This is a genomic window from Streptomyces vinaceus, assembly GCF_008704935.1.
Classification (GTDB): Bacteria; Actinomycetota; Actinomycetes; order Streptomycetales; family Streptomycetaceae; genus Streptomyces; species Streptomyces vinaceus.
Genome location: NZ_CP023692.1, coordinates 4,649,444 through 4,673,856 on the forward strand (window position 1 = coordinate 4,649,444; position 24,413 = coordinate 4,673,856).

Consider the following 24,413-nt stretch of genomic DNA (forward strand, 5'->3'; position numbering starts at 1 on the left):
TACGCCGGGTATGGAGTCCGCCCCTGCGGAGCGGACGAGGCGGAGGTGGCGGCCGCGCATGATCACAGGTCCCCGTCCGCCGACTCGTCCGACGGCCACGGGTCCCGCATCCACAGGTCGTCGGCCGGGGTCGGCGTGAGCAGCTCCGCCAGCGCGGCGTCCAGGCCCAGCCGCTCGGCCTCGGTGCCGGGCGGGACGGTGCGCAGCGTGCGCTCCAGCCACGCCGACACCGCGGTGGCCGGGGCCTCCAGCAGGGCGTCGCCGTCGGGGGAGCTGAGCGCCATGCAGAGGACGGCCTTGTTGTCGACCTTGGTGGGCCAGATCCGGACGTCTCCGTGGCCGCAGGGGCGGAACACCCCCTCGACCAGCAGCTCGCGGGCGAAGGTCCAGTTGACCGGCGTGCTGGAGCCGGTGTGGAAGGTGATGTGCACGGCGTACGGGTCGTCCGTCAGGTAGACCAGCCGGGCCGGGACGGCGACGCTGCGCTCGGGGGACAGGACCAGCTTGAGTTCCAGCTCGCGCTCGACGACGGGGTGGTGCATGGCGGCCTCACTTCGGGGTCTCCGGTTCGTGGTGCGGGGCCGGGTTCGCGCCCCACACCCGCAGAGAGCACCGATGTGCCCGGGTATGACGCGACTTCACGCCCCGAATCGGGGATTGGCCGGATCCTGTTGGGTGTCCGAAAACCGTCGTAGGGTGCGACGTTCGCTCAAAGGCTTGGATTCTCCCGTTACCGGACCTGTCGGGGCACGGTTCTTGGCTATGGTCCTGCCCTTGCACAAGCCTCAAGCCACGATCGGAGTTGGGGACATTGACGGCCTCCCCAGGTGACGGCGAGCACGCGGCCCGCGAGGGCTATTACCCCGATCCGTCCATCCCCGGGTTCGTCCGGTACTGGAACGGCCGCAACTGGGTGCCCGGGACGAGCCGCCCCGCCGCTGCCACGGCTGCCGCCAACGCCGCCGCCCCGTCGGCCGCCGCCCCTTCCGCCGCCGCCCGGTCCGACGAGACGGGGCCGGTGTTCCTGGACGAGACCGGGATGAGCGAGGCGCTGGCGCAGCCGGCCGCCCCCGCCGAGCCCGCGGCCTCGTGGCAGGCCGATCCCGTGCACCAGTCCGGCTTCGGCGGGTCCCGCGACCACCGGGTGTCCTGGGGCAGCCCGGCTCAGGCGGAGCCCGACGCGGGGCACGCGTCCGCCCGTTCGGCGCCGGCGGGGCTCTCGCCGGGCCGCGGGCCGCACCCGGAGCCGCTGGAGCCGGCCGAGCGGGCCGAGCGCGGACCGGGGGTCTCCTTCGCCCGGACGCCTTCCGCGACCGCGGAGCGGTTCCCGGCGCAGGCCGGCGTACGGGGCTCCGCGGAGAGCGTGGGCATCCTGTCGGCCCGCTCCCCGGCCGCCGCCCCGGCCCCGGCTCCCGCCCCGGCTCGGGCTCCGGCCCCGGCTCCCGCTCCGGCCCCGGGTCCCGCTCCGGCCGCCGCCCCGGCCCCGGCTCCCGCCCCGGTGTCCGTCGAACCCGAGTGGCCCGCCGCCCCGGGCACCGGCGCCGGCCCGTCCGGCCTCACCTCCTCCTGGCCGCAGACCCCCCTGCGCCGCGAGACGGCACCCGAGCCGGAGACCCCGGCGGGCCGGTACCCGGTGGCCGGCGCCGACCCGGGGAGGCCGGCCCGGCGCGACCCGGACGCGGGGCACCGCCCCGGAGCCACCGCGGACCCTTTCGCGCCGGAGGCACCGTCGGCCGGGCAGGCCCCGGCGGAGCCCCGCCCCGCGCCCGGAGCCCGGTCGGCCCCCGGGTCCGGCCATGCCTCCGCCGCCCCTTCCCGCCGGGCGGGCGGCGGTCCCACGTCGGCGGAGCGCGCCCCCGAGGCCGGGGGAGCCGCGGCGGACCGCCCCGCCCCGGGCTCCCGCAGGGCCGGCGCCCCCGCCGAAGCGGAGCGCGCCCCCGGCGCCGGAGGGGACCAGGCGGAACGCCGCCCGGGAGCCGGACCGGCGGCCGGCCGGGCCGCGGCGGCGGACGGCAGCGGCGTCCCCCGGGTCACCGACCGGGCGGTGTTCGAGCGGATGGCCGAGCGGGCCACCCGGCCCGCCGGGCTCGTACGCCGGGCCGTGGCCCGCACCCTGGACACCCTCGTGTTCGGCGCGGTCGCGGCGGCCACGGCCCGGCCCCTCCTCCCCGCGGCCGCCGCCCACCTCGAAGCCAAGGTGGACGCCGCCAAGGGCAGCGGCCGGACCACCACCGTCTGGCTGTTCGACACCACCATCGCCGGCTACCTCGGCCTGGTCCTGGCCGCCGTACTCCTCTTCGGGGTCTTCTACGAGGCGCTCCCCACCGCCCGCTGGGGCCGCACCCCCGGCAAGAAGCTCCTCGGGATCCGGGTCCTGTCCGCCGCCACCCTCCGGCCGCCCACCTTCGGCGCGGCCCTGCGCCGCTGGCTGGTGTACGCGCTCCTCGGACTCCCCGGCAGCCTCTGGTGCCTCGGGGACGGCCCGCGCCGCAGGGGCTGGCACGACCGGGCGGCCAAGACGTACGTCTCCCGCTGACGCCGCCGCGGCGGGGCGCCGGGGCCCCCTTCCCCCGAACGGACGCCGTCCCGTTGCGGGGTCCGCGGAGCCGGGTTCGACTCGGGCCATGAGTACCGATCAGCCGCCGCCGGGCCAGCCGCCCGAGGACGACCCGTTCCTCAAGAAGCCCCAGGAGCCGACGCCTCCGTCGGGCGGTTCGCCGTACGACCGGCCCCCGGGCGGGGCTCCGCCCCCGCCGCCGGGGGGCCCGTACGGCGGCAGCGGCGCGGGGGGCGGCGGTTACCCGCCCCCGCCGCCGCCCCCGCCGCCCGGAGGCCCGTACGGCGGCAGCGGCGGCTACGGCATGCCCGATCCGCTCGCCGGGATGCCCCCGCTGGCCGACTTCGGCAAGCGGCTCGCCGCCCGCATCATCGACGTGGTCATCGTGCTCATCCCGCTGTTCCTCATCCAGCTGGCGTTCGGCACGAACCGGTACACGGTCGAGACGAACAAGGGCGAGGACGTCAGCGAGGTCTTCACCAAGTCGTACAGCGGCAGCGGCCTGGCGATGACGCTGATCTCGATCCTGTTCTTCGTCGGCTACGACTGGTGGTTCGCGAAGAAGGACGGCCGGACGATCGGCAAGAGGGCGCTCGGGCTGCGCGTGGCGATGCTCAACGACGGCAGCGTCCCGCAGTCGGGCGCGTCGCTCGGCCGCGCCGCCATGCTCTGGCTGCCGGCGCTCATCTGCTGTCCCTGCCTGTGGCAGATCGTGCTGATCGTGTCGATCCTCGTGGACAAGCCGTACAAGCAGGGTCTGCACGACAAGGTGGGCAAGACCGTGGTGGTCACCGCATAACGGCGCGGCGCGCCGGCGGACGACGACTCAGTGGTGGACCGGCTGTTCGACGGCGGCCGTCCGGGGCTCAGGCGCCCGGGCGGCCGCCGCGGCGTCCGCCGGGACCGGCGCGGGCGTGGCCCCGGGCGCGCTCCCGGAGCCGCTCGCGGGCGTGATTTCGGTAACACCGGGGGAAACGTGGGGGGTGCGGGCGGTGGCCCGGGCCGTCCCGGCCGGAGCCGCGTGCCGGCCGCGGCGGCGGGGGCTGGCCGCGGTGAGCGCGACGAGCAGCCCGAGGGCCAGTGCGGCGGTGGTGATGACGGCGATTCCGCTCCCCGTGCTCGTCTGCGAGAGCAGCAGCATGGCGATGGTCGACACGACGACGGTGGCGGACCCGTAGAACAACTGGGCGGCAGTCGGACGCGGCATGGCGGTATCCGTCCTCAAGGCGGGGAGGGGGAGTCGGCTCAACTCGGTCGCGCGTCAAGTGACTCTACGTCGGGGGATTCCCGAGCGGAACCGCCAGTAAGCGTGACCTAACCCACGGTGCCCGGCGCACGGGGGGCGTACGGGATCATTCCCGCGTCACACGCCGGGGTCGTGACGCGGCCTTCGTCCCATATGGCAGAGGAACGTCCGTATACCGGAACTGCCTGACCGCATAGTGCAGTTGTAAGGAACAAGTCAAGGTCTGTCTTTTCCCTCGACTCTCCGGTCAAATGTCGTCACTTGAGACGCGCGCCGCGCGGAACCCCCCACTCCAACGGAGATGTTCCGACCTGTGTCGCGGCCGCGGGAGGGGAACGACATCAAGTGACCAGCAATTCCGCTCGCAGACGAGCGCTGCGCGCCGCAGCCGTCGGTGTGACCCTGGCCGCCACCGCGGCTTCCGGCGCCTTCCTCGTCACTGCACAGGCTTCCGAGGCGCCGTCGACCGCGCCCGCCTCGAACCGGCAGGACCCGACCGCCGCCTCGAAGGAGGCGGTCCAGCACAACCTCAAGGGCCCGTTCAGCGACCAGCAGGCGCAGGCGCGCGAAGCCGCCCTGGACCAGGTCCTGTCCGGTAAGAAGGCCGTGGAGCAGCGGGGCGCTTCCAAGGTCGTCAAGCTCGACGACAAGAAGTACGTCGAGCTCGGCCGCGAGAAGACCGACAAGATCTTCACGATCCTCGTCGAGTTCGGCGACCAGGTCGACAACACGACCATGTTCGACCCGGACGGTCCCGACGGCCCCAAGCCGGCGGTCCCGAAGTACGGCGGCACCCCCGGTCCGCTGCACAACACCATCGCGCAGCCGGACCGCAAGGACAACAACAGCACCGCCTGGCGCAAGGACTTCAGCCGCGACTACTTCCAGGACCTGTACTTCGGTACCGGCAACGGCAAGGACTCGCTGAAGACCTACTACGAGAAGACCTCCTCGGGTCGCTACTCGGTCGACGGCCAGGTCGCCGACTGGGTCAAGATCCCGAACAACGAGGCCCGCTACGGCTCCAACTACTGCGGCCAGACCAACTGCGCCAACGTGTGGGACACCGTCCGCGACGGTGTCAACGCCTGGGTCGACGCCCAGAAGAAGGCCGGCAAGTCCGACGCCGACATCAAGGCCACGCTGGCGCAGTACGACCAGTGGGACCGCAACGACTTCGACGGCGACGGCAACTTCAACGAGCCCGACGGCTACATCGACCACTTCCAGATCGTCCACGCGGGCGAGGACGAGTCGGCCGGCGGCGGCGTGCAGGGCACCAACGCCCTGTGGGCGCACCGCTGGTACGCCTACGGCACCGACGCGGGCAAGACCGGCCCGGCCAACAACAAGGCCGGCGGTACCCAGATCGGCAACACCGGCATCTGGGTCGGCGACTACACGATGCAGCCGGAGAACGGCGGCCTCGGCGTCTTCGCGCACGAGTACGGCCACGACCTCGGTCTGCCGGACCTCTACGACACCTCCGGTGGCGGCGAGAACTCGGTCGGTTTCTGGTCCCTGATGTCGGCCGGCTCCTGGCTCGGCGAGGGCAAGGACTCCATAGGCGACATGCCGGGCGACATGACCGCCTGGGACAAGCTCCAGCTGGGCTGGCTGAACTACGACACGGCCAAGGCCGCGACGAAGTCCACCCACAAGCTGGGTGTGTCGGAGTACAACACCAAGGACAAGCAGGCGCTGGTCGTCGAGCTGCCGAAGAAGCAGGTCAAGACCGACATCGTCGCTCCCGCCGAGGGCTCCTCGCAGTGGTGGAGCAACATGGGTGACGACCTCAAGAACACCCTCACCCGCTCGATCGACCTGACCGGCAAGTCCTCCGCCGCCCTGTCCCTCAAGGGCTGGTGGGACATCGAGAAGGACTACGACTACCTCTACACCGAGGTGTCCACCGACGGCGGCGCCACCTGGACGGTCCTCAACGGCACGGCCAACGGCAAGGCCATCCCGGCCGACGCCGCGGGCAACGCCGGCCTGACCGACGTCTCCGGCGGCTGGCAGGACCTGAAGTTCCCGCTCGACGCCTACGCCGGCAAGAAGGTCGACCTCCGCTTCCGCTACCAGACGGACGGCGGCGCGGGCGGCAAGGGCTTCACCGCCGACGCCCTCGCGATCACCGCGGACGGCCAGACCCTGTTCACCGACGGCGCCGAGAACGGCGACAACGGCTGGACCGCCAAGGGCTTCTCCCGCCAGGGCTCCGGGTTCACCAAGGAGTACCCGCAGTACTACATCGCGGAGAACCGCCGCTACGTGTCGTACGACTCCACCCTCAAGGTGGGCCCGTACAACTTCGGCTGGGCCAACTCGAAGCCGGGCTGGGTCGAGCACTACCCGTACCAGGACGGCCTGCTGATCTGGCTCTGGGACAAGTCCCAGAAGGACAACAACACCAGCCAGCACCCGGGCTCGGGTCTGATCCTCCCGATCGACGCCAACGCCAAGCCGATGAAGTGGTCGGACGGCACCCTGCTGCGCAACAAGATCCAGCCGTACGACGCGACCTTCAGCGCGTACTCGACGGACGCGTTCACCCTGCACAAGAACGGTGAGTCGCTGTTCCTGAAGCCGAAGCCCGCCAACCTGGTCTTCGACGACCACAAGGGCAAGTACTACTACGACGAGAACCCGACCGGTTCGGTGAAGGTCGCTGACACCAACACCAAGATCAAGATCGTGAAGGAGCCGTACGACGGTCTCCAGATGACGGTCGAGGTCGGCCCCGCCGCCAAGTAATTCGGTAAACCCGCAGGTCAAAGCATGATCGGCCGTCGCCCTCTAGCGGGCGGCGGCCGATCGCGTTTAGATGCGGGTGCGAGTTTTTCTTATTGACGGGGGAGCTGAAGATCATGCCCGGTGGAGGTTTCGTCAGATTGCCAGGCGGCAGCGTGGTGGTCGCGCTCACGCTGCCGCGGCCCTGCGGCGAGGGCGGGAACGTCCGCGTCCTGGTGCACGCCGCGAACCGGGCCCGCGCCCTGACCAGGCTGCGGAACCTCGGGATGCGGGCGGTGTACCTGCGCGGCAACGCGCAGCCCCCGACCCCCGACGAGGTCACGGCCGTCCTGCACCATCCGGACGGCCTGCTGTGGCGCGGCGCACCGGACCGGGCCCAGGAGCTCTGGCACCCGATCCGGGCCCTGCTGGGCCAGTAGGCCACCAGCCACCAGCCACCAGGCCACTAGGCCGCTGAAGGCCCCTGGCGGGGGCTCTCGCCGATCAGCTTGACGCCGGCCGAACGGAGCTCCTCCACCGCCCGGACGGCGCTGTGAGGGGCCACGGCGGCCGTCAGGTCCAGCAGCACGCGGGTCGCGAAGCCCTCGCGGGCCGCGTCGAGGGCCGTGGCCCGTACGCAGTGGTCGGTGGCGATCCCGACGACGTCGACCTCGGTGACCTCGCGCTCGCGCAGCCAGCGCGCGAGCCCGGTGCCGTTCTCGTCGGAGCCCTCGAAACCGCTGTACGCGGCGGCGTACGCGCCCTTGTCGAAGACGGCGGCGACGGCGCCGGAGGCGACGGCGGGGGCGAAGTTCGGGTGGAACCCGACGCCCTCGGTCCCGGCGACGCAGTGCACCGGCCAGGAGGTCTCGTAGTCCGGCTCGGCCGGGGGGTGCGCGAAGTGCGACCCGGGGTCGACGTGGTGGTCGCGGGTGGCGACCACGTGCCGGTAACCGGCCGTGGCCTGGCCGATCAGCTCGGTGATCGCGGCGGCGACGTCGGCCCCGCCGGTGACCGCGAGGCTGCCGCCTTCGCAGAAGTCGTTCTGTACGTCGACGACGATCAGTGCGCGGTGCATGTCGCGTGTCCTTCGGTTGTCGTGTGTGCCGCTGCGCGGGCTCTTCCCCCGCCCCGCCCCTTCCCGAAACCGGGGGCGGCACCCCCGGCATCCCGGGTCCCCCCCCCGGCTCCCGCGCGGGGCTACGCGTACTCGGTGGGGATCACGGCCTCGCCCCGCGAGAGCTGCGTCGCGGAGAGCGGCAGGGTCGCGAGGGCCCCGCGGTGGCGGTCGCGCGCGGCTTGCAGGGACTCCCGCGCCACCACCTCGCCCGCCTTCACGAGCTGGACGAGGAGCTGCTCGTCCGCGAGCGCCGCGGGGACCGCGCCGGTGCCGACCACCTCGGCCTCCGCGACCCCCTCGGCGTCCTTGCGCCGCGCCGCCCACTTGCGGCCGCCGATCGAGGTCTTGCCGCCCGAGGACTTCTTCGCCACCGCCACCAGCGGGGCCTTGGGGTCCGCCGAGGCGGCCCGCGCCACCAGCTTGTAGACCATCGAGCACGTCGGGTGCCCGCTGCCGGTCACGAGCTGCGTGCCGACCCCGTACGCGTCCACCGGAGCGGCCGCCAGCGAGGCGATCGCGTACTCGTCCAGGTCCGAGGTGACCACGATCTTCGTCGCCGTCGCCCCCAGCTCGTCGAGCTGCTGGCGCACCCGGTGCGCGACCAGCAGCAGGTCGCCGGAGTCGATCCGGACCGCTCCCAGCCCCGTACCGGCCACCTCGACGGCCGTCCGTACGGCCTCCGCCACGTCGTACGTGTCCACCAGCAGTGTGGTCCCGCTGCCCAGCGAGGCCACCTGGGCCCGGAACGCGTCCCGCTCGGAGTCGTGCACCAGCGTGAAGGCGTGCGCCGAGGTCCCGACCGTCGGGATCCCGTACCGGAAGCCGGCCGCCAGGTCCGAGGTGGAGGTGAAGCCGCCGACGTACGCGGCCCGCGAGGCCGCCACCGCCGCCAGCTCGTGGGTGCGCCGCGCGCCCATCTCGATCAGCGGGCGCCCGCCGGCGGCCGAGGCCATCCGGGAGGCGGCGGCCGCGATCGCCGAGTCGTGGTTCAGGATCGACAGGATCACGGTCTCCAGCAGCACGCACTCGGCGAAGCTGCCCTCGACGCGCAGGAGCGGCGAGCCGGGGAAGTAGACCTCGCCCTCCGGGTAGCCCCAGATGTCGCCCGAGAAGCGGTACGAGGCCAGCCAGTCCAGGGTCCGCATGTCGACGACGGCCCGCTCGCGCAGGAACTCCAGCACGGCCGTGTCGAAGCGGAAGTTCTCCACCGCGTCCAGGACGCGGCCGGTGCCCGCCACCACCCCGTAGCGGCGCCCCTCGGGCAGCCGACGGGTGAAGACCTCGAAGACCGACCTGCGGTCGGCCGTGCCGTTCGCCAGGGCGGCCTGCAGCATCGTGAGCTCGTAATGATCAGTGAAGAGCGCTGTCGACGGCACGTCCACCGGCAGGCCCAGGTCCGCAGGGTTCATGCCCCGGATGCTAGCGCACATTTCGTCAAAGTGACGAGATGTCGGGACCCGTTTGTGCGACCGGCCGGTCGCAGTGGCAGCATGGGACAAGTGAGTGTTGCTCCCATTGAGATCGAACGCACCGAGTCGGCCGAAGAGACCTTCGCGGTCCCCGAACCCGACGTTCCCTGGGTGACCCTGGTGCACAACGACCCGGTCAACCTCATGAGCTACGTGACGTACGTGTTCCAGGCGTACTTCGGCTACTCCAAGGACAAGGCGCACAAGCTGATGCTCGACGTCCACCACAAGGGGCGTGCGGTCGTCTCCAGCGGCAGCCGCGAGGAAATGGAGCGCGACGTGCAGGCCATGCACGGCTACGGCCTGTGGGCGACCCTCTCCCAGGACCGCTTCTGATGGGGCGCTCCGCCGGGATGTTCGAAGCCCTGAAGGGCGGCGGCGCCGCCATCGCGCTGGACGAGATCGAGGTCTCCATCCTGCGCTCGCTGGCCGTCCAGCTGCTGGAGCTCATCGGACCGGGCGCGCCCGAGCCCGAGGCGGACGCCGATCCGCTGGCCGTGCTGTTCGCGGAGTCCGGCCAGGGGCCCACCGAGCGCCCCTCCGACCCCGCGCTGATCCGGCTCTTCCCCGACGCGTACGGCGGCCCCGGCCCCGAGGACCAGGCCGTCGACCCGGCCGAGCTGGCGGCCCGGTCGGCGGAGTTCCGCCGGTTCACCGAGAACGACCTGCGCACCCGTAAGCGGGAGGACGCGCTGGCCGTCGTACGGAGCCTGGACGCGCTCACGCCCGACGGCGAGGGGGCGGCGGTGCTGGAGCTCACCGGGGAGCTCCCGCTGCGCTGGCTGGGCGCCCTCAACGACCTGCGCCTGACGATCGCCGCGCGCCTGGACATCACCGAGGACGAGGAGAGCGCCGTGCTCTTCCGGCTCCCGGACGACGATCCGCGCAAGCCGATGGTGATGGCGTACCTGTGGCTCGGCGGCCTCCAGGAGACGCTCATCGAAACGCTCTGAGAACTCCGCCGGAACGAATGCCGTTCGCTCAGCGGACGCTCAAATCCGGATAACGATCAGATCACCGCGTTGCGGTGATCTGATGCGTTTGTGGGCCCGATGTCCCGAATTCCTTGTGGTCCAGGTCACTTTCCCGCGCTCCGGCCACCCATAAGCCCGTGATAAATCTTCACGACCGCCGCGGGGCGCCACCCATGTCCCCGGCCCGCTTGAACCGGCTGACCGCCGGGTGCAACTCCATCCGTATCCGGGGGGATCGAGGACCCGATCCGCTGCCTTCGAAGGCGCGGGTCGGCGTGGAGAAAGGCGCACCAAGACATGACCTCTGTGCAGGTCGAGCAGCACGACAAGACGCCCGGCGAGGGCGCCGCGGCCGAGGGTGGCGAGGGTTACCACCGCGCACTCGGAGCCCGCCAGATCCAGATGATCGCGATCGGCGGAGCCATCGGCACCGGCCTCTTCCTGGGCGCCGGCAAGGCGATCTCGAAGGCCGGCCCCAGCCTGATCCTGGCCTACGCCATCGCGGGCCTGGTCATCTTCTTCATCATGCGCGCCCTCGGCGAGCTGCTGATGTACCGCCCGGTCTCGGGTTCCTTCTCGGACTACGCCCGGGAGTTCCTCGGCCCCTTCTGGGGGTACGCGACCGGCTGGACGTACTGGCTCTTCTGGGTGGTCACCGGCATCACCGAGGTGACCGCGGCGGCCAAGTACATGTCGTACTGGACCCATGACAGCTTCCCGCAGTGGGCCTACGCGCTGATCTTCACGGTCATCCTCTACGCCGCCAACCTGATCTCCGTGAAGCTCTTCGGCGAGCTGGAGTTCTGGTTCTCCATGGTCAAGGTCACCGCCATCGTCGGCATGATCCTGATCTGCGCCGGCATCCTGACCATCGGCTTCTCCGACGCCGCCGCCACCGCCTCCGTCTCCAACCTCTGGAGCGACCGCGGCTTCTTCCCGAACGGCATCGGCGAGACGCTGATGACGCTCCAGATCGTCATGTTCGCCTTCCTCGCGGTCGAGCTGGTCGGCGTCACCGCCGGCGAGTCCAAGGACCCCGAGAAGACGCTGCCCAAGGCCATCAACACCGTGCCGTGGCGCATCGCCGTCTTCTACGTGGGCGCGCTCATCATGATCATGTCGGTCATCCCGTGGTCCAACTTCAAGGCCGGCGAGAGCCCGTTCGTGCTGGCCTTCGAGAAGATGGGCCTCGGCGTCGGCGCCGCGATCGTCAACTTCGTCGTGCTGACCGCCGCCCTGTCCTCCTGCAACTCGGGCATGTACTCCACCGGCCGCATGCTGCGCGACCTCGCGCTCAACGGCCAGGGCCCGAAGTTCTTCACCAAGCTCACCAGGAGCGGCACCCCGCTCGTGGGCACCACCTTCTCCGCCGCGCTGATGCTGGTGGGCGTCTGGATCAACTACGTCGCCCCGGGCAAGGCCTTCGACTACGTCGTCTCCTTCGCCACCATCTCCGGCATGTGGGCCTGGATCATGATCCTGGTCTGCCAGATCCGCTACCGCGCCAAGGCCGACCGCGGCGAGCTGCCGCAGTCCCCCTTCCGCGCCCCCGGCGCCCCGTGGACCAGCTGGTTCGCCCTGCTGTTCATCGGCATGGTCATCGTGATGATGGGCATCGACAAGGACTCCCGCGTTTCGCTGTACTGCGCGCCGCTGTGGGGCCTGATCCTGGGCGTCTCTTACCTGGTGCTCAAGAAGCGCAACCCGGCCGGAGCCGCCTTCAACAAGGCCGGCGGGTCCGACAAGGCCGCCGAGCCGGTCGCCTGACCGATCCTGTCCAGCATCCGGGCCCTCCCGTACCACGCCTCGGTACGGGAGGGCCCGTCTGCTTATCCTGTCGACCATGCTGACCCTCACCCAGGCGCTGTACGACCGGATCGTCGAGCACGCCCGCAAGGACCACCCCGACGAGGCCTGCGGCATCGTGGCCGGTCCGGCCGGCACCGACCGCCCCGAGCGGTTCGTCCCGATGCTCAACGCGGCCCGCTCGCCCACGTTCTACGAGTTCGACTCGAAGGACCTGCTGAAGCTCTACCGCGAGCTCGACGACCGGGACGAGGAGCCCGTCATCGTCTACCACTCGCACACCGCGACCGAGGCCTACCCCTCCCGTACGGACGTCACGTACGCGAACGAGCCCGGCGCGCACTACGTCCTGGTCTCCACGGCGGACACCGACGGCCTCGGGGAGTTCCAGTTCCGCTCGTACCGGATCGTCGAAGGCGTGATCACGGAGGAGGAAGTGCAGGTCGTAGAGGGCTACTGACCACGATGTGAGCGGTTTGCGTCCACGATGCGGGATCACACTCCAAACGGTGGACCGGGAATCGTTAACATGACCGCATGGTTCCCCACGACGTGAGCATCGAGACGCCCAGCAGGCTGCTGCTCGTGGCGCGGCTGCACGTCGACCTGTGCCGCCTCGCCAGCAGCATCTGTCCTGCCGCCTGAGCACCACAGCCCCTCGCGCGGGGGCCATCGCGCCGCGCGCCCTTCACGCCCCTCCCGCTTACTTCACCACTGGAGCCTGCCATGGCCATCGAGGTCCGCATCCCCACCATCCTCCGCACCTACACCGACGGCGAGAAGGCCGTCAGCGGTGAGGGCGCCACGCTGTCCGAGCTGTTCGCGGACCTGGAGACGCGCCACAAGGGCATTGAGGAGCGCATCGTGGACGGTGGCAAGCTGCGCCGCTTCGTGAACGTCTACCTCAACGACGAGGACGTCCGCTTCCTGGACGGCATCTCGACCGCCCTCAAGGACGGCGACAGCGTCACCATCCTCCCGGCGGTCGCCGGCGGCTCCGTCTGATGCGCTACGACTCCCCGCTGGCCGCGGTCGGCAACACGCCGCTCGTACGGCTGCCCCGGCTGTCGCCCTCGGACGACGTCCGCATCTGGGCGAAGCTGGAGGACCGCAACCCGACCGGCTCGATCAAGGACCGCCCCGCGCTCCACATGGTCGAGCAGGCCGAGAAGGACGGCCGGCTGACCCCCGGCTGCACGATCCTGGAGCCCACGTCGGGCAACACCGGCATCTCGCTGGCGATGGCGGCCAAGCTCAAGGGCTACCGGATCGTGTGCGTCATGCCGGAGAACACCTCCCAGGAGCGGCGTGACCTGCTGGCCATGTGGGGAGCCGAGATCATCTCGTCGCCGGCCGCGGGCGGGTCGAACACCGCGGTCCGGGTGGCCAAGGAGCTGGCCGCCGAGCACCCCGACTGGGTGATGCTCTACCAGTACGGCAACCCGGACAACGCGGGCGCGCACTACGCGACGACGGGCCCCGAGATCCTGCGGGACCTCCCCTCCATCACCCACTTCGTGGCGGGCCTGGGCACGACGGGCACCTTGATGGGCGTGGGCCGCTACCTGCGCGAGCACGTGCCGGGAGTCCGGATCGTCGCGGCCGAGCCGCGCTACGACGACCTGGTCTACGGCCTGCGCAACCTCGACGAGGGCTTCGTCCCCGAGCTGTACGACGCCTCGGTCCTGACGACCCGCTTCTCGGTGGGCTCGGCGGACGCGGTGACGCGCACCCGCGAACTCCTCCAGCAGGAGGGCATCTTCGCGGGCGTCTCCACCGGCGCCGCCCTGCACGCGGCGATCGGCGTGGGCCGCAAGGCGGTCGCCGCCGGCGAGAGCGCGGACATCGTCTTCGTCGTGGCCGACGGCGGCTGGAAGTACCTCTCGACGGGCGTCTACACGGCACAGACGACCGAAGAGGCCATCGAGACCCTCCAGGGCCAGCTCTGGGCCTGACCCCGCGTTCGCGGCGCGGGGTCCCGGGAGGGGCCGGGCGAGCCGGCCCCTCGGTCAGCCGGAAAGCAGCTCCGCGAGCACGGCGGCGTGACTCGACGCGGGGTCCTTGACCGCGGTCAGGAGGGTCAGCGGGCCCGCCCCGGCCAAGCCGCGCAGCCGGTCCAGCTCCGCGGCGGCGGCCGGCTCCGCGAGCTCCGCCTCGTACCGTTGCCGGAACTCCTCCTGCGATCCGCCCGCGTGGAACCACGTGCGCAGTTCCCCCGAGGGGGTCACCGCCTTCGGCCACTCGTCCACCGCGGCCGCCGCCTTGGCCAGGCCCCGCGGCCAGAGCCGGTCCACGAGCACCCGCACGCCGTCCGCGCCCGGCTCCGGCGGATCGTAGACGCGCCGCACCCGGATCACCGGCCGCCACCTCCGAGTCCCTTGACCTCGTCCCACACCGCGGGGTCCAGTACCCCCAGCCGGCCCGAGAACTCCCACACCGACACCTCCGCCGGCCGGTCCGCCTCCAGGAAGGCCGCCCGGCCCTGCGCCCCCACCGTCCCCGGCGGCAGCGGGATGACCCCGGCCCGCCGGTCGTCGTACTTCCCGGTGATCCACGCGACCCGCGCCCGGTGCGCCCGTACGGAGGCCACCGCCAGCACCAGGCACAGCCGCCCGTCCGCGAGGGACCACAGCTCACCGGCCCGCGGCCGCGGGGCGGCGCCCGGTCCGTGCGCCGCCGGGGCCCGCCGGGCGCTCTCCGGCCGGCGCCCCGCGACCAGCACCACCAGCACCACGGCCACCACCGCGGCCGCCGCGGGCCACCAGGACGTATCCATAATCCGAAGGTAGCCGCGCCCCCACCCCCCGGCACGGCAGTGCACCGGCACGTCCGTGCCCACCGTCGCTCCCCCGGGTGACAGCACAGGTGATTCCCCCCACAACGGCCTGCCGCGGAGGAGCGACCTGACGTTTCGCGCCTTACGCTCGACCCACGCACGGCCCGCATTCCGTCCACGGACCGTCCCCGGAGGTTCTCGCTCCATGAAGCTCACCGTCGTCGGCTGCTCGGGGTCGTTCCCGTCCGCGGAATCGGCCTGTTCGAGCTACCTCGTCGAGGCCGACGGCTTCCGGCTGCTCCTCGACATGGGCAACGGCGCCCTGGGCGAGCTGCAGCGCCACGTCGGTCTCTACGACCTCGACGCGATCTTCCTGAGTCATCTGCACGCGGACCACTGCATCGACATGTGCGCGTACTTCGTCGCCCGCTTCTACCGCCACGAGGGCGGCCGGTGCGCCGCGATCCCCGTCTACGGCCCCGAGGGCACCGAGAAGCGCCTGACGACCGCGTACGACGACGTCCCCGACGAGCGCTCCATGAGCGAGGTCTTCGACTTCCGGACCCTGAAGTCCGGCAGCTTCACGATCGGCCCGTTCACGGTCCGCACCGAGCGGGTCAGCCACCCCGTGGAGTCCTACGGCATCCGCGTCGAGCACGGCGGCCGCTCCCTCACGTACTCCGGCGACACCGGTGCCTGCCCCGAGCTGGGGATGCTGGCCGAGGGCACGGACCTGTTCCTGTGCGAGGCCTCCTTCACGCACGGCAAGGAGGACGTCCCGGACCTCCACCTCAACGGCCGCGAGGCCGGGGAGTTCGCCCACGGCGGCCGGGTCGGCCGGCTCGTGCTGACCCACGTCCCGCCGTGGACCGACGCGCGCCAGAACCTGGCCGATGCCCGCGCGGTCTACGACGGCCCGGTGGACCTCGCGTACGCGGGCGCGGTCTACGAGGTCTGAGCGCGGCCCGCGGCGGCTTGCGTACGACGGAGCCCCCGCCCTCCCGGAAGGGAGAACGGGGGCTCCGCCGTACCGCGGCCTTGGTTACTTGGCCTCGGCCTTGAGCAGCTCGGCGAGCTCCTCGTCGGACTCGCGGCCCGGCGTCGGCAGGTTGAACTTGGTGATCGCGAAGCGGAAGACCACGTAGTAGACCGCCGCGAAGCACAGGCCCACGACCGCCAGCCCCAGCGGGTTGGTGGCCTTGCCGAGGTTCAGCAGGTAGTCGATGGCGCCGGCGGAGAAGCCGAAGCCGTCCTTCATGCCCAGACCCCACGTCAGGGCCATGGAGACGCCGGTCAGCACCGCGTGGATCGCGTACAGGACCGGGGCGATGAACATGAACGTGAACTCGATCGGCTCGGTCACACCGGTGACGAAGGAGGTCAGCGCGAGGGAGAACATCATGCCGCCGACGACCTTGCGGCGCTCGGGGCGGGCGCAGTGCACGATCGCGAGGCAGGCCGCCGGGAGGGCGAACATCATGATCGGGAAGAAGCCGGTCATGAACTGTCCGGCGCTCGGGTCACCGGCGAGGAAGCGGGAGATGTCGCCGCTCTTGCCCTGGTACTCGCCGGCCTGGAACCACGGGAAGGAGTTCAGCAGGTGGTGCATGCCGACGGGGATCAGCGCACGGTTGGCGACACCGAAGATGCCCGCGCCGACCGCGCCGGAGCCGACCAGCCACTCGCCGAAGTTGTGCAGGCCCGTGCCGAGGACCGGCCAGATCAGGCCGAAGACGATGCCGATGACGAGACCGGCGAAGGCCGAGAGGATCGGGACCAGACGGCGGCCGCCGAAGAAGCCCGCCCACTCGGGCAGCTTGGTCCGGTAGAACTTCTGGTAGATCAGGGCGACCACGATGCCCATGACGACACCGCCGAGCACCTTGGCGTCGACCGGCGCGTCGACCATGACGACCTTGCCGTCGACCGCCTTGGCGATCTTCGGCAGGTTCGAGTCGGTGAACGTGGCGAGCACGTTCTTGAAGACCAGGTAACCGGTGACCGCGGCGAGGGCGGTCGAACCGTCGGACTTCTTGGCGAAGCCGATCGCGATGCCGACGGCGAAGAGCAGCGCCATGTTGTCGAGGATCGCGCCACCGCCGGCGGACATGTATCCGGCTATCTTGGTCAGGAACGTCGGCAGCGACGGGTCGCCGAGCATGTCCTTGTCGCCGAGGCGGACGAGCAGCGCGGCGGCCGGGAGCACCGCAACGGGGAGCATGAGGCTCCGGCCGATGCGCTGCATGACGGCCATCACGCCCGCGCCCTTCTTCTTTTCCGCAGCGGTGGCTGTGGACATGAGGTTCCTCCAGAAGGCAAGGCGCCGCCCAGCGAGTGCAACGGGGGATGGCGGCGTCTCAAAATGGGGGTACGCGAGCTCCGGACCGGGCTTGCGTGGTCTACACCAATGGGTGGTGTAGACCAGTTGTAGCATGGTCGGGGATAGATAAGGAACCTTCGATTTCCTGTGGTCTACGCCACACGCGCGGAAGGCCCCCGGATCCGTGGATCCGGGGGCCTTCCGCGGTACGGGGTCCGTTACGCCTTCGTGTTCTCCGCCTCCATCGCCGCGATCTCCTCGTCCGACTCGCGCCCCGGGGTCGGAATGTTGAACCTGGTGATCGCGAAACGGAACACCGCGTAGTAGACGACCGCGAAGCCCAGCCCGATCGGGATGATCAGCCACGGCTTCGTCGCCAGGCTCCAGTTGATGACGTAGTCGATCAGGCCGGCCGAGAAGCTGAAGCCGTCGTGCACCCCCAGCGCCCAGGTCACCGCCATCGACACGCCCGTCAGCACCGCGTGGACCGCGTACAGCGCCGGCGCCACGAAGAGGAACGAGTACTCCAGCGGCTCCGTGATGCCCGTGACGAAGGAGGTCAGGGCGACCGACAGCATCAGGCCGCCGACCTCCTTGCGCCGCTGCGGCTTCGCGCAGTGCGTGATCGCCAGCGCCGCCGCCGGAAGGGCGAACATCATGATCGGGAAGAAGCCGGACAGGAACAGGCCGGCGTTCGGGTCGCCGTTCAGGAACATCGGGATGTCGCCGTGCACCGTCAGCCCGTCCGGCGTGGTGTAACTGCCGAACTGGAACCACACCGGCACGTTCAGGAACTGGTGCAGGCCGATCACCAGCAGCGCCCGGTTCGCGACGCCGAAGATGCCGGAGCCCCAGGAGCCCAGGCCCACCATCCAGTCGGAGAAGCTCTCCAGCGCGTCGCCGACCGGCGGCCAGATCAGCAGGCAGAGCACGGCGAAGGCGATCGCCACGAACGTCATGATGATCGGGACCAGCCGGCGGCCGTTGAAGAAGCCGAGCCAGTCCACCAGCTTCACCCGGTGGTAGCGCTGCCAGAACCAGGCGGACAGCAGGCCCATCACGATGCCGCCGAAGACGCCCGGGTTCTGGAACGTGTACTCGGCGAAGGTGAAGTCCGGCCCCAGGCAGCCGCCCCCGACGTCCCTCGTCCCGGCCGGGCAGCTCGTGGGGAAGACGCGCAGCACGCTCCGGTAGACGAGGAAGCCGACCACCGCCGCCAGGGCCGTCGAGCCGTCCGCCTTCTTGGCCATGCCGATCGCGACGCCGACGCAGAAGAGGAGCGGCAGGCCCAGGTCCGCGTTGAGCAGGGCGGCGCCCGCGGCCGCCATCACCTTGGCGACGTTCGTCCAGTCCAGGCCGTCCTTGCCGAACATGTCCGGCTGGCCGAACCGGTTCAGGATGCCGGCCGCGGGCAGCACCGCGATCGGCAGCTGGAGGCTCCGGCCCATCTTCTGCAATCCCTGGAACAGGCCGTTCCACCACTGCGGCTGCGGTGTAGCCGCGGCGCTGTCCGCGCTCATCTGCGTCCTCCCTGAACGGCCCGTTTTGGCAGGGGCAGCACGTGCGGCACACTGGTGTAGACCAGTTGTGGGGCAGGCTGCTGCTGATCGTCATGATTCGGCAGACCCCGGTCATGCGCTCGCATAGATGGGCCAACCGTGCGTTACCGTGACGAAGCGGACCGCGCAGGTCGTTCTTCGTAGAACTCAGGGAGAAAACATGGCCACCAAGGCTGAGAAGATCGTCGCCGGGCTCGGCGGCATCGAGAACATCGAAGAGGTCGAGGGCTGCATCACCCGCCTGCGCACCGAGGTCGTCAACCCCGACCTCGTCGACGAGGTCGCGCTGAAGGCCGCCGGCGCCCACGGCGTCGTCAAGATGGGCACCGCGGTCCAGGTCGTCATCGGCACCGACGCCGACCCGATCGCCGCCGACATCGAAGACATGATGTGAGCTGAGCTCCCGCTCGCCCCTCCGCCAGACCCCGTACCGGACCACCCGGACGGGGTCTTCGCGCACCCGGCGCCCGCCGCCCCGGCCACCGACTAGGCTCGGAGCCATGTCTCGCATCGACGGCCGTACGCCCGAACAGCTCCGCCCGGTCACCATCGAACGCGGATGGAGCAAGCACGCCGAGGGCTCCGTCCTCATCTCCTTCGGTGACACCAAGGTCTTCTGCACCGCCTCCTTCACCGAAGGCGTCCCGCGCTGGCGCAAGGGCAGCGGCGAAGGCTGGGTCACCTCCGAGTACTCGATGCTGCCCCGCTCCACCAACACCCGCGGCGACCGCGAATCCGTACGCGGCAAGATCGGCGGCCGCACCCACGAGATCTCCCGCCTCATCGGCCGCTCCCTGCGCGCCGTCATCGACTACAAGGCGCTCGGCGAGAACACCATCGTCCTGGACTGCGACGTCCTCCAGGCCGACGGCGGCACCCGCACCGCCGCCATCACCGGTGCCTACGTGGCCCTGGCCGACGCCGTCGCCTGGGGCCAGCAGAAGAAGCTGATCAAGGCCGGCCGCAAGCCGCTCACCGGCACCGTCGCCGCCGTCAGCGTCGGCATCGTCGACGGCGTCCCGCTCCTCGACCTCTGCTACGAGGAGGACGTGCGCGCCGAGACCGACATGAACGTCGTGTGCACCGGCGACGGCCGCTTCGTCGAGGTCCAGGGCACCGCCGAGGGCGAGCCCTTCGACCGCAAGGAGCTCAACGCCCTCCTGGACCTGGCCGCCGGTGGCTGCGCCGACCTGGAGGCCATCCAACTGGGCGCGCTCCAGCTCTAGGGGGCGCTCCAGCTCCAGGGGGCGAGAACCGGGAGCTGCGCTCCTGCGTCCCCCTGGGTACGGGCGCACGGTGTCACACCCGTGCGCCCGTCCTCGTATCCGTGTCGATCACTGGGAGATCCGAACATGAACCCGAAGCACCGCATAGCGGCGGTCGTGCTCGCAGCGGCTCTCGCCGTACCGGCGCTGACGTCCTGTGACGCGATCTCGACGGCGATGGACTGCGCGAACACGGCCGTGGCCATCACCGACGGGGCCAACGACCTCCAGCAGGCGGTCTCCCAGGCCGGCAACAGCCCGCAGGACGCCCAGAACGCGCTGAACCAGATCGAGGCGAACCTCAAGAAGGTCGGCGACCAGACGGACAACGCCGACCTCAGCAAGGCCGTCTCCTCCATGACCACGGCGGTGAAGAACGTCCGCACGGCCATCGAGAACGGCAACACCACCCCGGACATCCAGCCGGTCGCCGACGCCGCGAAGGAACTGTCGAAGGTCTGCACCCCGGGCTGAGCCGCGGGCCGTCCGGACGGGACCGGATAATGGGCGCCATGACCAGCCGCCTGATCCTCGCCACCCGCAACGCGGGCAAAGTCGCCGAGCTCCACGCCATCCTGTCCGACGCCGGCCTGCCGTACGAGCTGGTCGGCGCGGACGCGTACCCGCAGATCCCGGACGTCAAGGAGACCGGCATCTCCTTCGCCGAGAACGCCCTCCTCAAGGCCCACGCCCTGGCACAGGCCACCGGCCTGCCGGCGATCGCCGACGACTCCGGCCTCTGCGTGGACGTCCTGAACGGCGCGCCCGGCATCTTCTCGGCGCGGTGGGCGGGCAAGCACGGCGACGACCGGGCCAACCTGGACCTGCTGCTGGCCCAGCTCGGGGACATCGCCGACGAGCACCGCGGCGCCCACTTCGCGTGCGCGGCGGCCCTCGCCCTCCCGGACGGCACCGAACGCGTCGTGGAGGGCCGCCTCCTGGGCACCCTGCGCCACACCCCGGCGGGCACGGGCGGCTTCGGCTACGACCCGATCCTCCAGGTCGAGGGCGACACCCGCACCTGCGCGGAACTCACCCCGGCGGAGAAGAACGCCATCTCCCACCGAGGCCAGGCCTTCCGGGCCCTGGTCCCCTTCATCCGCGCCCTGGTCGGCTGAGGGTCCGGGCCACGCAGAAGGCCCCGCACGCGAACAGCGCGTGCGGGGCCTTACGGGGAGTGGGCCCGGTGGGACTCGAACCCACGACACACCGGACCTAAACCGGCGCCCTCTGGCCAGCTGGGGTACGGGCCCATCGCGGCTACTTTACTGTGCTCGTCCCCGTGTTGTGCCGAGAGATCCTTTCGAGAACGTTCCCGTCTGGCTGTGGCAGGAGGGACACAGGTAGCGGAGGTTCTCGCGGCGGTTGTCCAGGCGGTCGCCGTTGATGTGATCGATTTCCAGAACGAGCCGCCTCCCTCGCCACGTGTCCCCGATCCCGCATGCGTGGCACACGTGCGGTACGTCGAGGTCGTCAAGGGCGCGCCGCAGCACGGCGGTCTTCTCACGACCGGAGCCCGCTTCGCGGCGTTGCAGGACGTCCCGGGCCGGCCTGCGGGCAGGTGACCGGCTTCCTGCACGATGCCCCTGCCCCGTGAAGTGGTCCGTGGATATCCCGTACTCCTCGATGCTGCGTCTCGCCTTCGCGCGGGCCGCTCCGCTGAGCTCGCCATGGCCCAGCGAACGCAGCACCCCCGCGATGCTGTGGACCTCGGCGACGGCTCGAGTGATCTCCGCGCGCGAGAACAGCCTGTCCACGCGGCGCACCTGAGTGGTGAAGTGCGACGTGTCGATCCCGAAGCCGTCGAGCTTCTTCCGGACATGGCCGAACGAACATCGACGAAGTGGGACGTGTCGATTCCGTAGTGGGCCAGCCGTTTGCGGAGGTAGGTACGAAGGTCCCCGCCCGGCGGGGTACCGAGCCGGCGCATGAGATCCACGAGGCTGGTGGCATCCGGAACACTCGCGGCGAGCAGTTCGTGCGTGTACCGCGGCCTCTTCACGCGGACCGCCGCCGGTTCCGCCCGCGGTAGGTGTCGGTCGTGGCGTGGCAGTTGGGGCACATGAGTCGGAGGTTCTCGGCGCGGTTGTCCCACCAGTTGCCGTTGACGTGGTCGACCTCGTGGCGCAGCGGCTTGCCGTTCCACTCCACTCCGACGCCGCACTCCGCGCATTCCTCCGGCACTCCGGACGCGAGCAGAGCCCTGCGCAGCCGTGCGCCCGGGACCCTTCCCTCTTCGGGTGCCCTCGGGCCGAGCGCGGGTCCCAGGGATCCCTTCGCGCGCCGTTTCCGCGCCATCGTGAAATGCGAGGTGTCGATGCCGAGCGCGGCTATCCGTCGGCCGATGTGGGTGTGGTTGCCGCCGACCTGGCTGATGCCCAGGCGGGAGATCACCTCCCTGACGGAGGCCGAGGCCGCGACCAGCTCGCGCAGCCGTTCCTCCGTGTGCCGCACCCGATGCGTGGAAAAGTGCGAGAAATCGATGCCCGCTTCCAGCATCTTCGCGCGTATGTACCGCTTGGTGCCCGGCGTGGGATCGCCCCCCCACCAGAGCACCGCGTGATGGAAGTCCGTCGTTGCCCGAGCTGCTTCTTCCAGCAGGTCTCGTGTGTAGCGCACCGCCACCGCCACCCCTTCGTCCGGCCCCGCGTTCGTGTCTCGTACGGGTCAACGAAGCGGTATGCGGGTGGTTACGTCCGATAAGCGGAGCGGCCCGCACCGGGAAGGGTGCGGGCCGCCGCCGGGAAGGCGGGGCGCGTCAGATGCCCAGATCCTTGATGATCTTGGCTACGTGGCCCGTGGCCTTGACGTTGTAAAGGGCGCGTTCGACCTTGCCCTCCTCGTCCACGATCACCGTGGAGCGGATGACGCCGGTCACCGTCTTGCCGTACAGCTTCTTCTCGCCGTAGGCGCCGTACGCCTCCAGGACCTGCTTCTCGGGGTCGCCGACCAGGGTCACCTTCAGGTGCTCCTTCTCGCGGAACTTCGCCAGCTTCTCCGGCTTGTCCGGGGACACGCCGATCACGTCGTAGCCGGCCTCGGCCAGCACCGACAGGTTGTCCGTGAAATCGCAGGCCTGCTTCGTGCAGCCCGGCGTCAGCGCCGCCGGGTAGAAGTACACGATCACCTTGCGGCCCTTGTGGTCGGCGAGCGAGACCTCGTTGCCGTCAGCGTCGGGCAGGGTGAAGGCGGGGGCGGTGTCGCCCGGCTGGAGTCGCTCGCTCATGTCAACTGTCTCCTCGGGAGGGGATCGGTACGGTCCGAGACTAAGCTGACAGACTGTTCATGGTGGGCTACGCCCCCGACCGACCGACCCGACGACGACGGAGGCAGCGCGGTGCCCGAAGCCAGGACCCCCGCACAGATCGAGGCGGACATCGTCCGCCGCCGCGAGCAGCTCGCCGAGACGCTCGACGAGATCGGCGTGCGCGTGCATCCGAAGACGATCATCGGGGACGCGAAGGCCAGGGTCGCCTCGACCGTGGACCACACCGCCGGGCGGGCCGTCGTCGCCGTGAACCGTCTCCTGACGGACGTACGGGACGGCCTGCGCCACGAGGACGGCGCTCCGCGCTACGAGCGGATCGCACCCGTCGCCCTGCTCGCGGCGGGTGTGATCGGCCTGCTCGTGGTCTCGGCCCGGCGCAAGCGCTGATGACCCTGCGGCGTACGGGCGGCGCGCGGGCGGGTAGGTTCGTGGTGTGAGCGACGACACCAACACCACCACCCACGACAAGCTGCCCATCCGCATGCTGCACGACCGTGTGCTCGTGAAGTCCGACTCGCCCGAGGGCGAGCGGCGCTCGGGCGGCGGCATCCTGATCCCGGCGACCGCTGCCGTGGGCAAGCGGCTGGCCTGGGCCGAGGTGGTCGCGGTCGGGCAGAACGTACGCAGCGTGGAGCCGGGCGACCGGGTGCTGTACGACCCTGAGGACCGGGCCGAGGTCGAGGTACGGGGTGCCACGTACGTGCTGATGCGCGAACGGGACCTGCACGCCGTGGCCGCGGAGCGGCTGGAGGGGTCCAAGGACTCCACCGGGCTCTACCTGTAAGCGGGCATCATCGGGCGTCCGGCGCCGGGCGCCGGGCGTCGAGGGGTCGGTGACCGGTGTCACCGGCCCTTTCGCATGGGCTTTGCTACGGTGGTGGGGAACCCCGACGAGACGCGCCGTACCGGGTAGCCGTGGCTGGACGACAAGACGACGCACCCCGTTCGCTCTCGTTCCGGAGGTGCCCTGTCATGGCCTGGGTTCTGCTTCTCGTCGCCGGTCTGCTCGAAGTCGGCTGGTCGATCGGTATGAAGTTCACGGAGGGCTTCACGCGGCTGTGGCCCAGCGTGTTCACCGGTGCCGGGATCATCGCCAGCATGGTGCTGCTCTCGTACGCCGCCAAGACGCTGCCCATCGGTACCGCGTACGGCGTATGGGTGGGCATCGGCGCCGCCGGGGCCGCCGTGCTCGGTATGGCGGTGCTGGGTGAGCCCGTCACCGCCGCCCGGATCTTCTTCATCTGCCTGCTGCTGGTCGCCGTGGTGGGGCTGAAGGCGACCTCCGGTCACTGACCCGGCTCCTCGGGCCGCCGGCCGCCG

30 protein-coding genes, 1 tRNA gene and 1 riboswitch are annotated in these 24,413 nt (G+C 70.8%); of the genes, 19 read left to right on the forward strand and 12 right to left on the reverse strand.

Annotation, left to right across the window (positions count from 1 at the left end):
* Positions 1-62: 62 nt before the first annotated feature.
* Complete coding sequence (locus CP980_RS20940) at positions 63-542, reverse strand: SsgA family sporulation/cell division regulator (RefSeq protein WP_150528813.1); 480 nt, start codon at positions 540-542, stop codon at positions 63-65.
* Positions 543-811: 269 nt separating this feature from the next.
* Between CP980_RS20940 and CP980_RS20945 the strand changes: the two genes are divergently transcribed.
* Both CP980_RS20945 and CP980_RS20950 read left to right on the forward strand, forming a co-directional pair.
* Positions 812-2,536 carry an RDD family protein gene (locus CP980_RS20945; protein WP_150528814.1) on the forward strand — a complete coding sequence of 575 codons (1,725 nt, stop codon included), beginning with the start codon at positions 812-814 and terminating at the stop codon, positions 2,534-2,536.
* Positions 2,537-2,624: 88 nt separating this feature from the next.
* Complete coding sequence (locus CP980_RS20950) at positions 2,625-3,356, forward strand: RDD family protein (protein ID WP_132754882.1); 732 nt, start codon at positions 2,625-2,627, stop codon at positions 3,354-3,356.
* A gap of 27 nt (positions 3,357-3,383) precedes the next feature.
* On the opposite strand, the gene CP980_RS20955 is transcribed toward CP980_RS20950, so the two are convergent.
* Positions 3,384-3,764: a hypothetical protein gene (locus CP980_RS20955; protein ID WP_132754884.1), complete on the reverse strand. Its 381-nt coding sequence runs from the start codon at positions 3,762-3,764 to the stop codon at positions 3,384-3,386.
* A gap of 384 nt (positions 3,765-4,148) precedes the next feature.
* Here CP980_RS20955 and CP980_RS20960 point away from each other — a divergent pair, with 384 nt between their 5' ends.
* Together CP980_RS20960 and CP980_RS20965 are read left to right on the forward strand one after the other, a co-directional pair.
* Positions 4,149-6,560, forward strand: a complete 2,412-nt coding sequence (locus tag CP980_RS20960) for an immune inhibitor A domain-containing protein (RefSeq protein ID WP_229907056.1) — start codon at positions 4,149-4,151, stop codon at positions 6,558-6,560.
* Between the two features lie 113 nt (positions 6,561-6,673).
* Positions 6,674-6,976, forward strand: coding sequence for a hypothetical protein (locus CP980_RS20965; protein WP_132754886.1), 303 nt, complete (start codon positions 6,674-6,676; stop codon positions 6,974-6,976).
* A 26-nt stretch (positions 6,977-7,002) separates the two neighbouring features.
* On the opposite strand, the gene CP980_RS20970 is transcribed toward CP980_RS20965, so the two are convergent.
* Together CP980_RS20970 and CP980_RS20975 are read right to left on the reverse strand one after the other, a co-directional pair.
* A complete protein-coding gene (locus CP980_RS20970) occupies positions 7,003-7,614 on the reverse strand; it encodes a nicotinamidase (protein ID WP_132754888.1) in 612 nt (203 codons plus the stop codon).
* A gap of 122 nt (positions 7,615-7,736) precedes the next feature.
* Positions 7,737-9,065, reverse strand: coding sequence for a nicotinate phosphoribosyltransferase (locus CP980_RS20975; RefSeq protein WP_132754890.1), 1,329 nt, complete (start codon positions 9,063-9,065; stop codon positions 7,737-7,739).
* A gap of 81 nt (positions 9,066-9,146) precedes the next feature.
* Between CP980_RS20975 and clpS the strand changes: the two genes are divergently transcribed.
* From clpS to CP980_RS21005, 7 genes are all read left to right on the forward strand, one after another.
* Positions 9,147-9,461 (forward strand): ATP-dependent Clp protease adapter ClpS, encoded by a 315-nt coding sequence (gene clpS, locus CP980_RS20980; protein ID WP_078622182.1) that lies wholly within the window; start codon positions 9,147-9,149, stop codon positions 9,459-9,461.
* Positions 9,461-10,078, forward strand: a complete 618-nt coding sequence (locus CP980_RS20985) for a DUF2017 domain-containing protein (RefSeq protein ID WP_132754892.1) — start codon at positions 9,461-9,463, stop codon at positions 10,076-10,078. The genes clpS and CP980_RS20985 overlap by 1 nt, the downstream gene beginning before the upstream one ends.
* 318 nt (positions 10,079-10,396) lie before the next feature.
* Complete coding sequence (locus CP980_RS20990; protein WP_150528815.1) at positions 10,397-11,866, forward strand: amino acid permease; 1,470 nt, start codon at positions 10,397-10,399, stop codon at positions 11,864-11,866.
* Positions 11,867-11,942: 76 nt separating this feature from the next.
* Positions 11,943-12,365, forward strand: coding sequence for a M67 family metallopeptidase (locus tag CP980_RS20995; RefSeq protein WP_099892041.1), 423 nt, complete (start codon positions 11,943-11,945; stop codon positions 12,363-12,365).
* Positions 12,366-12,442: 77 nt separating this feature from the next.
* Positions 12,443-12,550: a putative leader peptide gene (locus CP980_RS36565; protein ID WP_311318620.1), complete on the forward strand. Its 108-nt coding sequence runs from the start codon at positions 12,443-12,445 to the stop codon at positions 12,548-12,550.
* 81 nt (positions 12,551-12,631) lie between these two features.
* On the forward strand, positions 12,632-12,910 hold the full coding sequence (locus tag CP980_RS21000) for a MoaD/ThiS family protein (protein ID WP_150528816.1): 279 nt from the start codon (positions 12,632-12,634) through the stop codon (positions 12,908-12,910).
* Positions 12,910-13,860, forward strand: a complete 951-nt coding sequence (locus tag CP980_RS21005) for a PLP-dependent cysteine synthase family protein (protein ID WP_132754896.1) — start codon at positions 12,910-12,912, stop codon at positions 13,858-13,860. Before CP980_RS21000 ends, CP980_RS21005 begins: the two co-directional genes overlap by 1 nt.
* Before the next feature lie 54 nt (positions 13,861-13,914).
* Here CP980_RS21005 and CP980_RS21010 read toward each other — a convergent pair whose 3' ends face one another.
* Entirely contained in the window at positions 13,915-14,262 is a 348-nt protein-coding gene (locus tag CP980_RS21010; RefSeq protein ID WP_150528817.1) for a DUF488 domain-containing protein, read from the reverse strand.
* On the reverse strand, positions 14,259-14,681 hold the full coding sequence (locus CP980_RS21015; RefSeq protein WP_099892045.1) for a hypothetical protein: 423 nt from the start codon (positions 14,679-14,681) through the stop codon (positions 14,259-14,261). Before CP980_RS21015 ends, CP980_RS21010 begins: the two co-directional genes overlap by 4 nt.
* A 205-nt stretch (positions 14,682-14,886) precedes the next feature.
* On the opposite strand from CP980_RS21015, the gene CP980_RS21020 reads away from it, so the two are divergent.
* Positions 14,887-15,639: an MBL fold metallo-hydrolase gene (locus CP980_RS21020; protein ID WP_132754900.1), complete on the forward strand. Its 753-nt coding sequence runs from the start codon at positions 14,887-14,889 to the stop codon at positions 15,637-15,639.
* A gap of 84 nt (positions 15,640-15,723) precedes the next feature.
* On the opposite strand, the gene CP980_RS21025 is transcribed toward CP980_RS21020, so the two are convergent.
* Together CP980_RS21025 and CP980_RS21030 are read right to left on the reverse strand one after the other, a co-directional pair.
* Positions 15,724-16,980: a PTS transporter subunit EIIC gene (locus CP980_RS21025; RefSeq protein ID WP_132754902.1), complete on the reverse strand. Its 1,257-nt coding sequence runs from the start codon at positions 16,978-16,980 to the stop codon at positions 15,724-15,726.
* A 239-nt stretch (positions 16,981-17,219) separates the two neighbouring features.
* On the reverse strand, positions 17,220-18,521 hold the full coding sequence (locus CP980_RS21030; protein WP_132754904.1) for a PTS transporter subunit EIIC: 1,302 nt from the start codon (positions 18,519-18,521) through the stop codon (positions 17,220-17,222).
* Between the two features lie 127 nt (positions 18,522-18,648).
* Here CP980_RS21030 and CP980_RS21035 point away from each other — a divergent pair, with 127 nt between their 5' ends.
* The 4 genes from CP980_RS21035 (at position 18,649) to rdgB (ending at position 20,943) form a co-directional block, all read left to right on the forward strand.
* Positions 18,649-18,954 carry a PTS sugar transporter subunit IIB gene (locus CP980_RS21035; RefSeq protein WP_078864490.1) on the forward strand — a complete coding sequence of 102 codons (306 nt, stop codon included), beginning with the start codon at positions 18,649-18,651 and terminating at the stop codon, positions 18,952-18,954.
* A gap of 106 nt (positions 18,955-19,060) precedes the next feature.
* Positions 19,061-19,786 (forward strand): ribonuclease PH, encoded by a 726-nt coding sequence (rph, locus tag CP980_RS21040; protein ID WP_030299875.1) that lies wholly within the window; start codon positions 19,061-19,063, stop codon positions 19,784-19,786.
* A 126-nt stretch (positions 19,787-19,912) separates the two neighbouring features.
* Complete coding sequence (locus tag CP980_RS21045; RefSeq protein WP_048475565.1) at positions 19,913-20,299, forward strand: hypothetical protein; 387 nt, start codon at positions 19,913-19,915, stop codon at positions 20,297-20,299.
* 38 nt (positions 20,300-20,337) lie between these two features.
* A complete protein-coding gene (rdgB, locus tag CP980_RS21050) occupies positions 20,338-20,943 on the forward strand; it encodes an RdgB/HAM1 family non-canonical purine NTP pyrophosphatase (protein WP_123514208.1) in 606 nt (201 codons plus the stop codon).
* Positions 20,944-21,003: 60 nt separating this feature from the next.
* Here the strand turns inward: rdgB and CP980_RS21055 are convergent.
* The 4 genes from CP980_RS21055 to bcp form a co-directional block, all read right to left on the reverse strand.
* Positions 21,004-21,078, reverse strand: a tRNA-Leu gene (locus CP980_RS21055).
* Positions 21,079-21,090: 12 nt separating this feature from the next.
* The gene (locus CP980_RS21060; protein WP_308439364.1) at positions 21,091-21,582 is read right to left on the reverse strand and encodes an HNH endonuclease signature motif containing protein; all 492 of its coding nucleotides are present in this window, start codon (positions 21,580-21,582) and stop codon (positions 21,091-21,093) included.
* A gap of 241 nt (positions 21,583-21,823) precedes the next feature.
* A complete protein-coding gene (locus CP980_RS21065) occupies positions 21,824-22,450 on the reverse strand; it encodes an HNH endonuclease (RefSeq protein WP_189998561.1) in 627 nt (208 codons plus the stop codon).
* A gap of 133 nt (positions 22,451-22,583) precedes the next feature.
* The gene (gene bcp / locus CP980_RS21070; RefSeq protein WP_150528818.1) at positions 22,584-23,051 is read right to left on the reverse strand and encodes a thioredoxin-dependent thiol peroxidase; all 468 of its coding nucleotides are present in this window, start codon (positions 23,049-23,051) and stop codon (positions 22,584-22,586) included.
* A gap of 111 nt (positions 23,052-23,162) precedes the next feature.
* Here bcp and CP980_RS21075 point away from each other — a divergent pair, with 111 nt between their 5' ends.
* The 3 genes from CP980_RS21075 (at position 23,163) to CP980_RS21085 (ending at position 24,386) form a co-directional block, all read left to right on the forward strand.
* A complete protein-coding gene (locus CP980_RS21075) occupies positions 23,163-23,480 on the forward strand; it encodes a DUF3618 domain-containing protein (RefSeq protein WP_132754912.1) in 318 nt (105 codons plus the stop codon).
* Between the two features lie 94 nt (positions 23,481-23,574).
* A complete protein-coding gene (locus CP980_RS21080) occupies positions 23,575-23,877 on the forward strand; it encodes a GroES family chaperonin (RefSeq protein WP_048475576.1) in 303 nt (100 codons plus the stop codon).
* Positions 23,878-23,956: 79 nt separating this feature from the next.
* Positions 23,957-24,034: riboswitch (guanidine-III (ykkC-III) riboswitch) on the forward strand.
* Positions 24,035-24,065: 31 nt separating this feature from the next.
* Positions 24,066-24,386, forward strand: a complete 321-nt coding sequence (locus CP980_RS21085) for a DMT family transporter (protein ID WP_048475570.1) — start codon at positions 24,066-24,068, stop codon at positions 24,384-24,386.
* Positions 24,387-24,413: the final 27 nt, after the last annotated feature.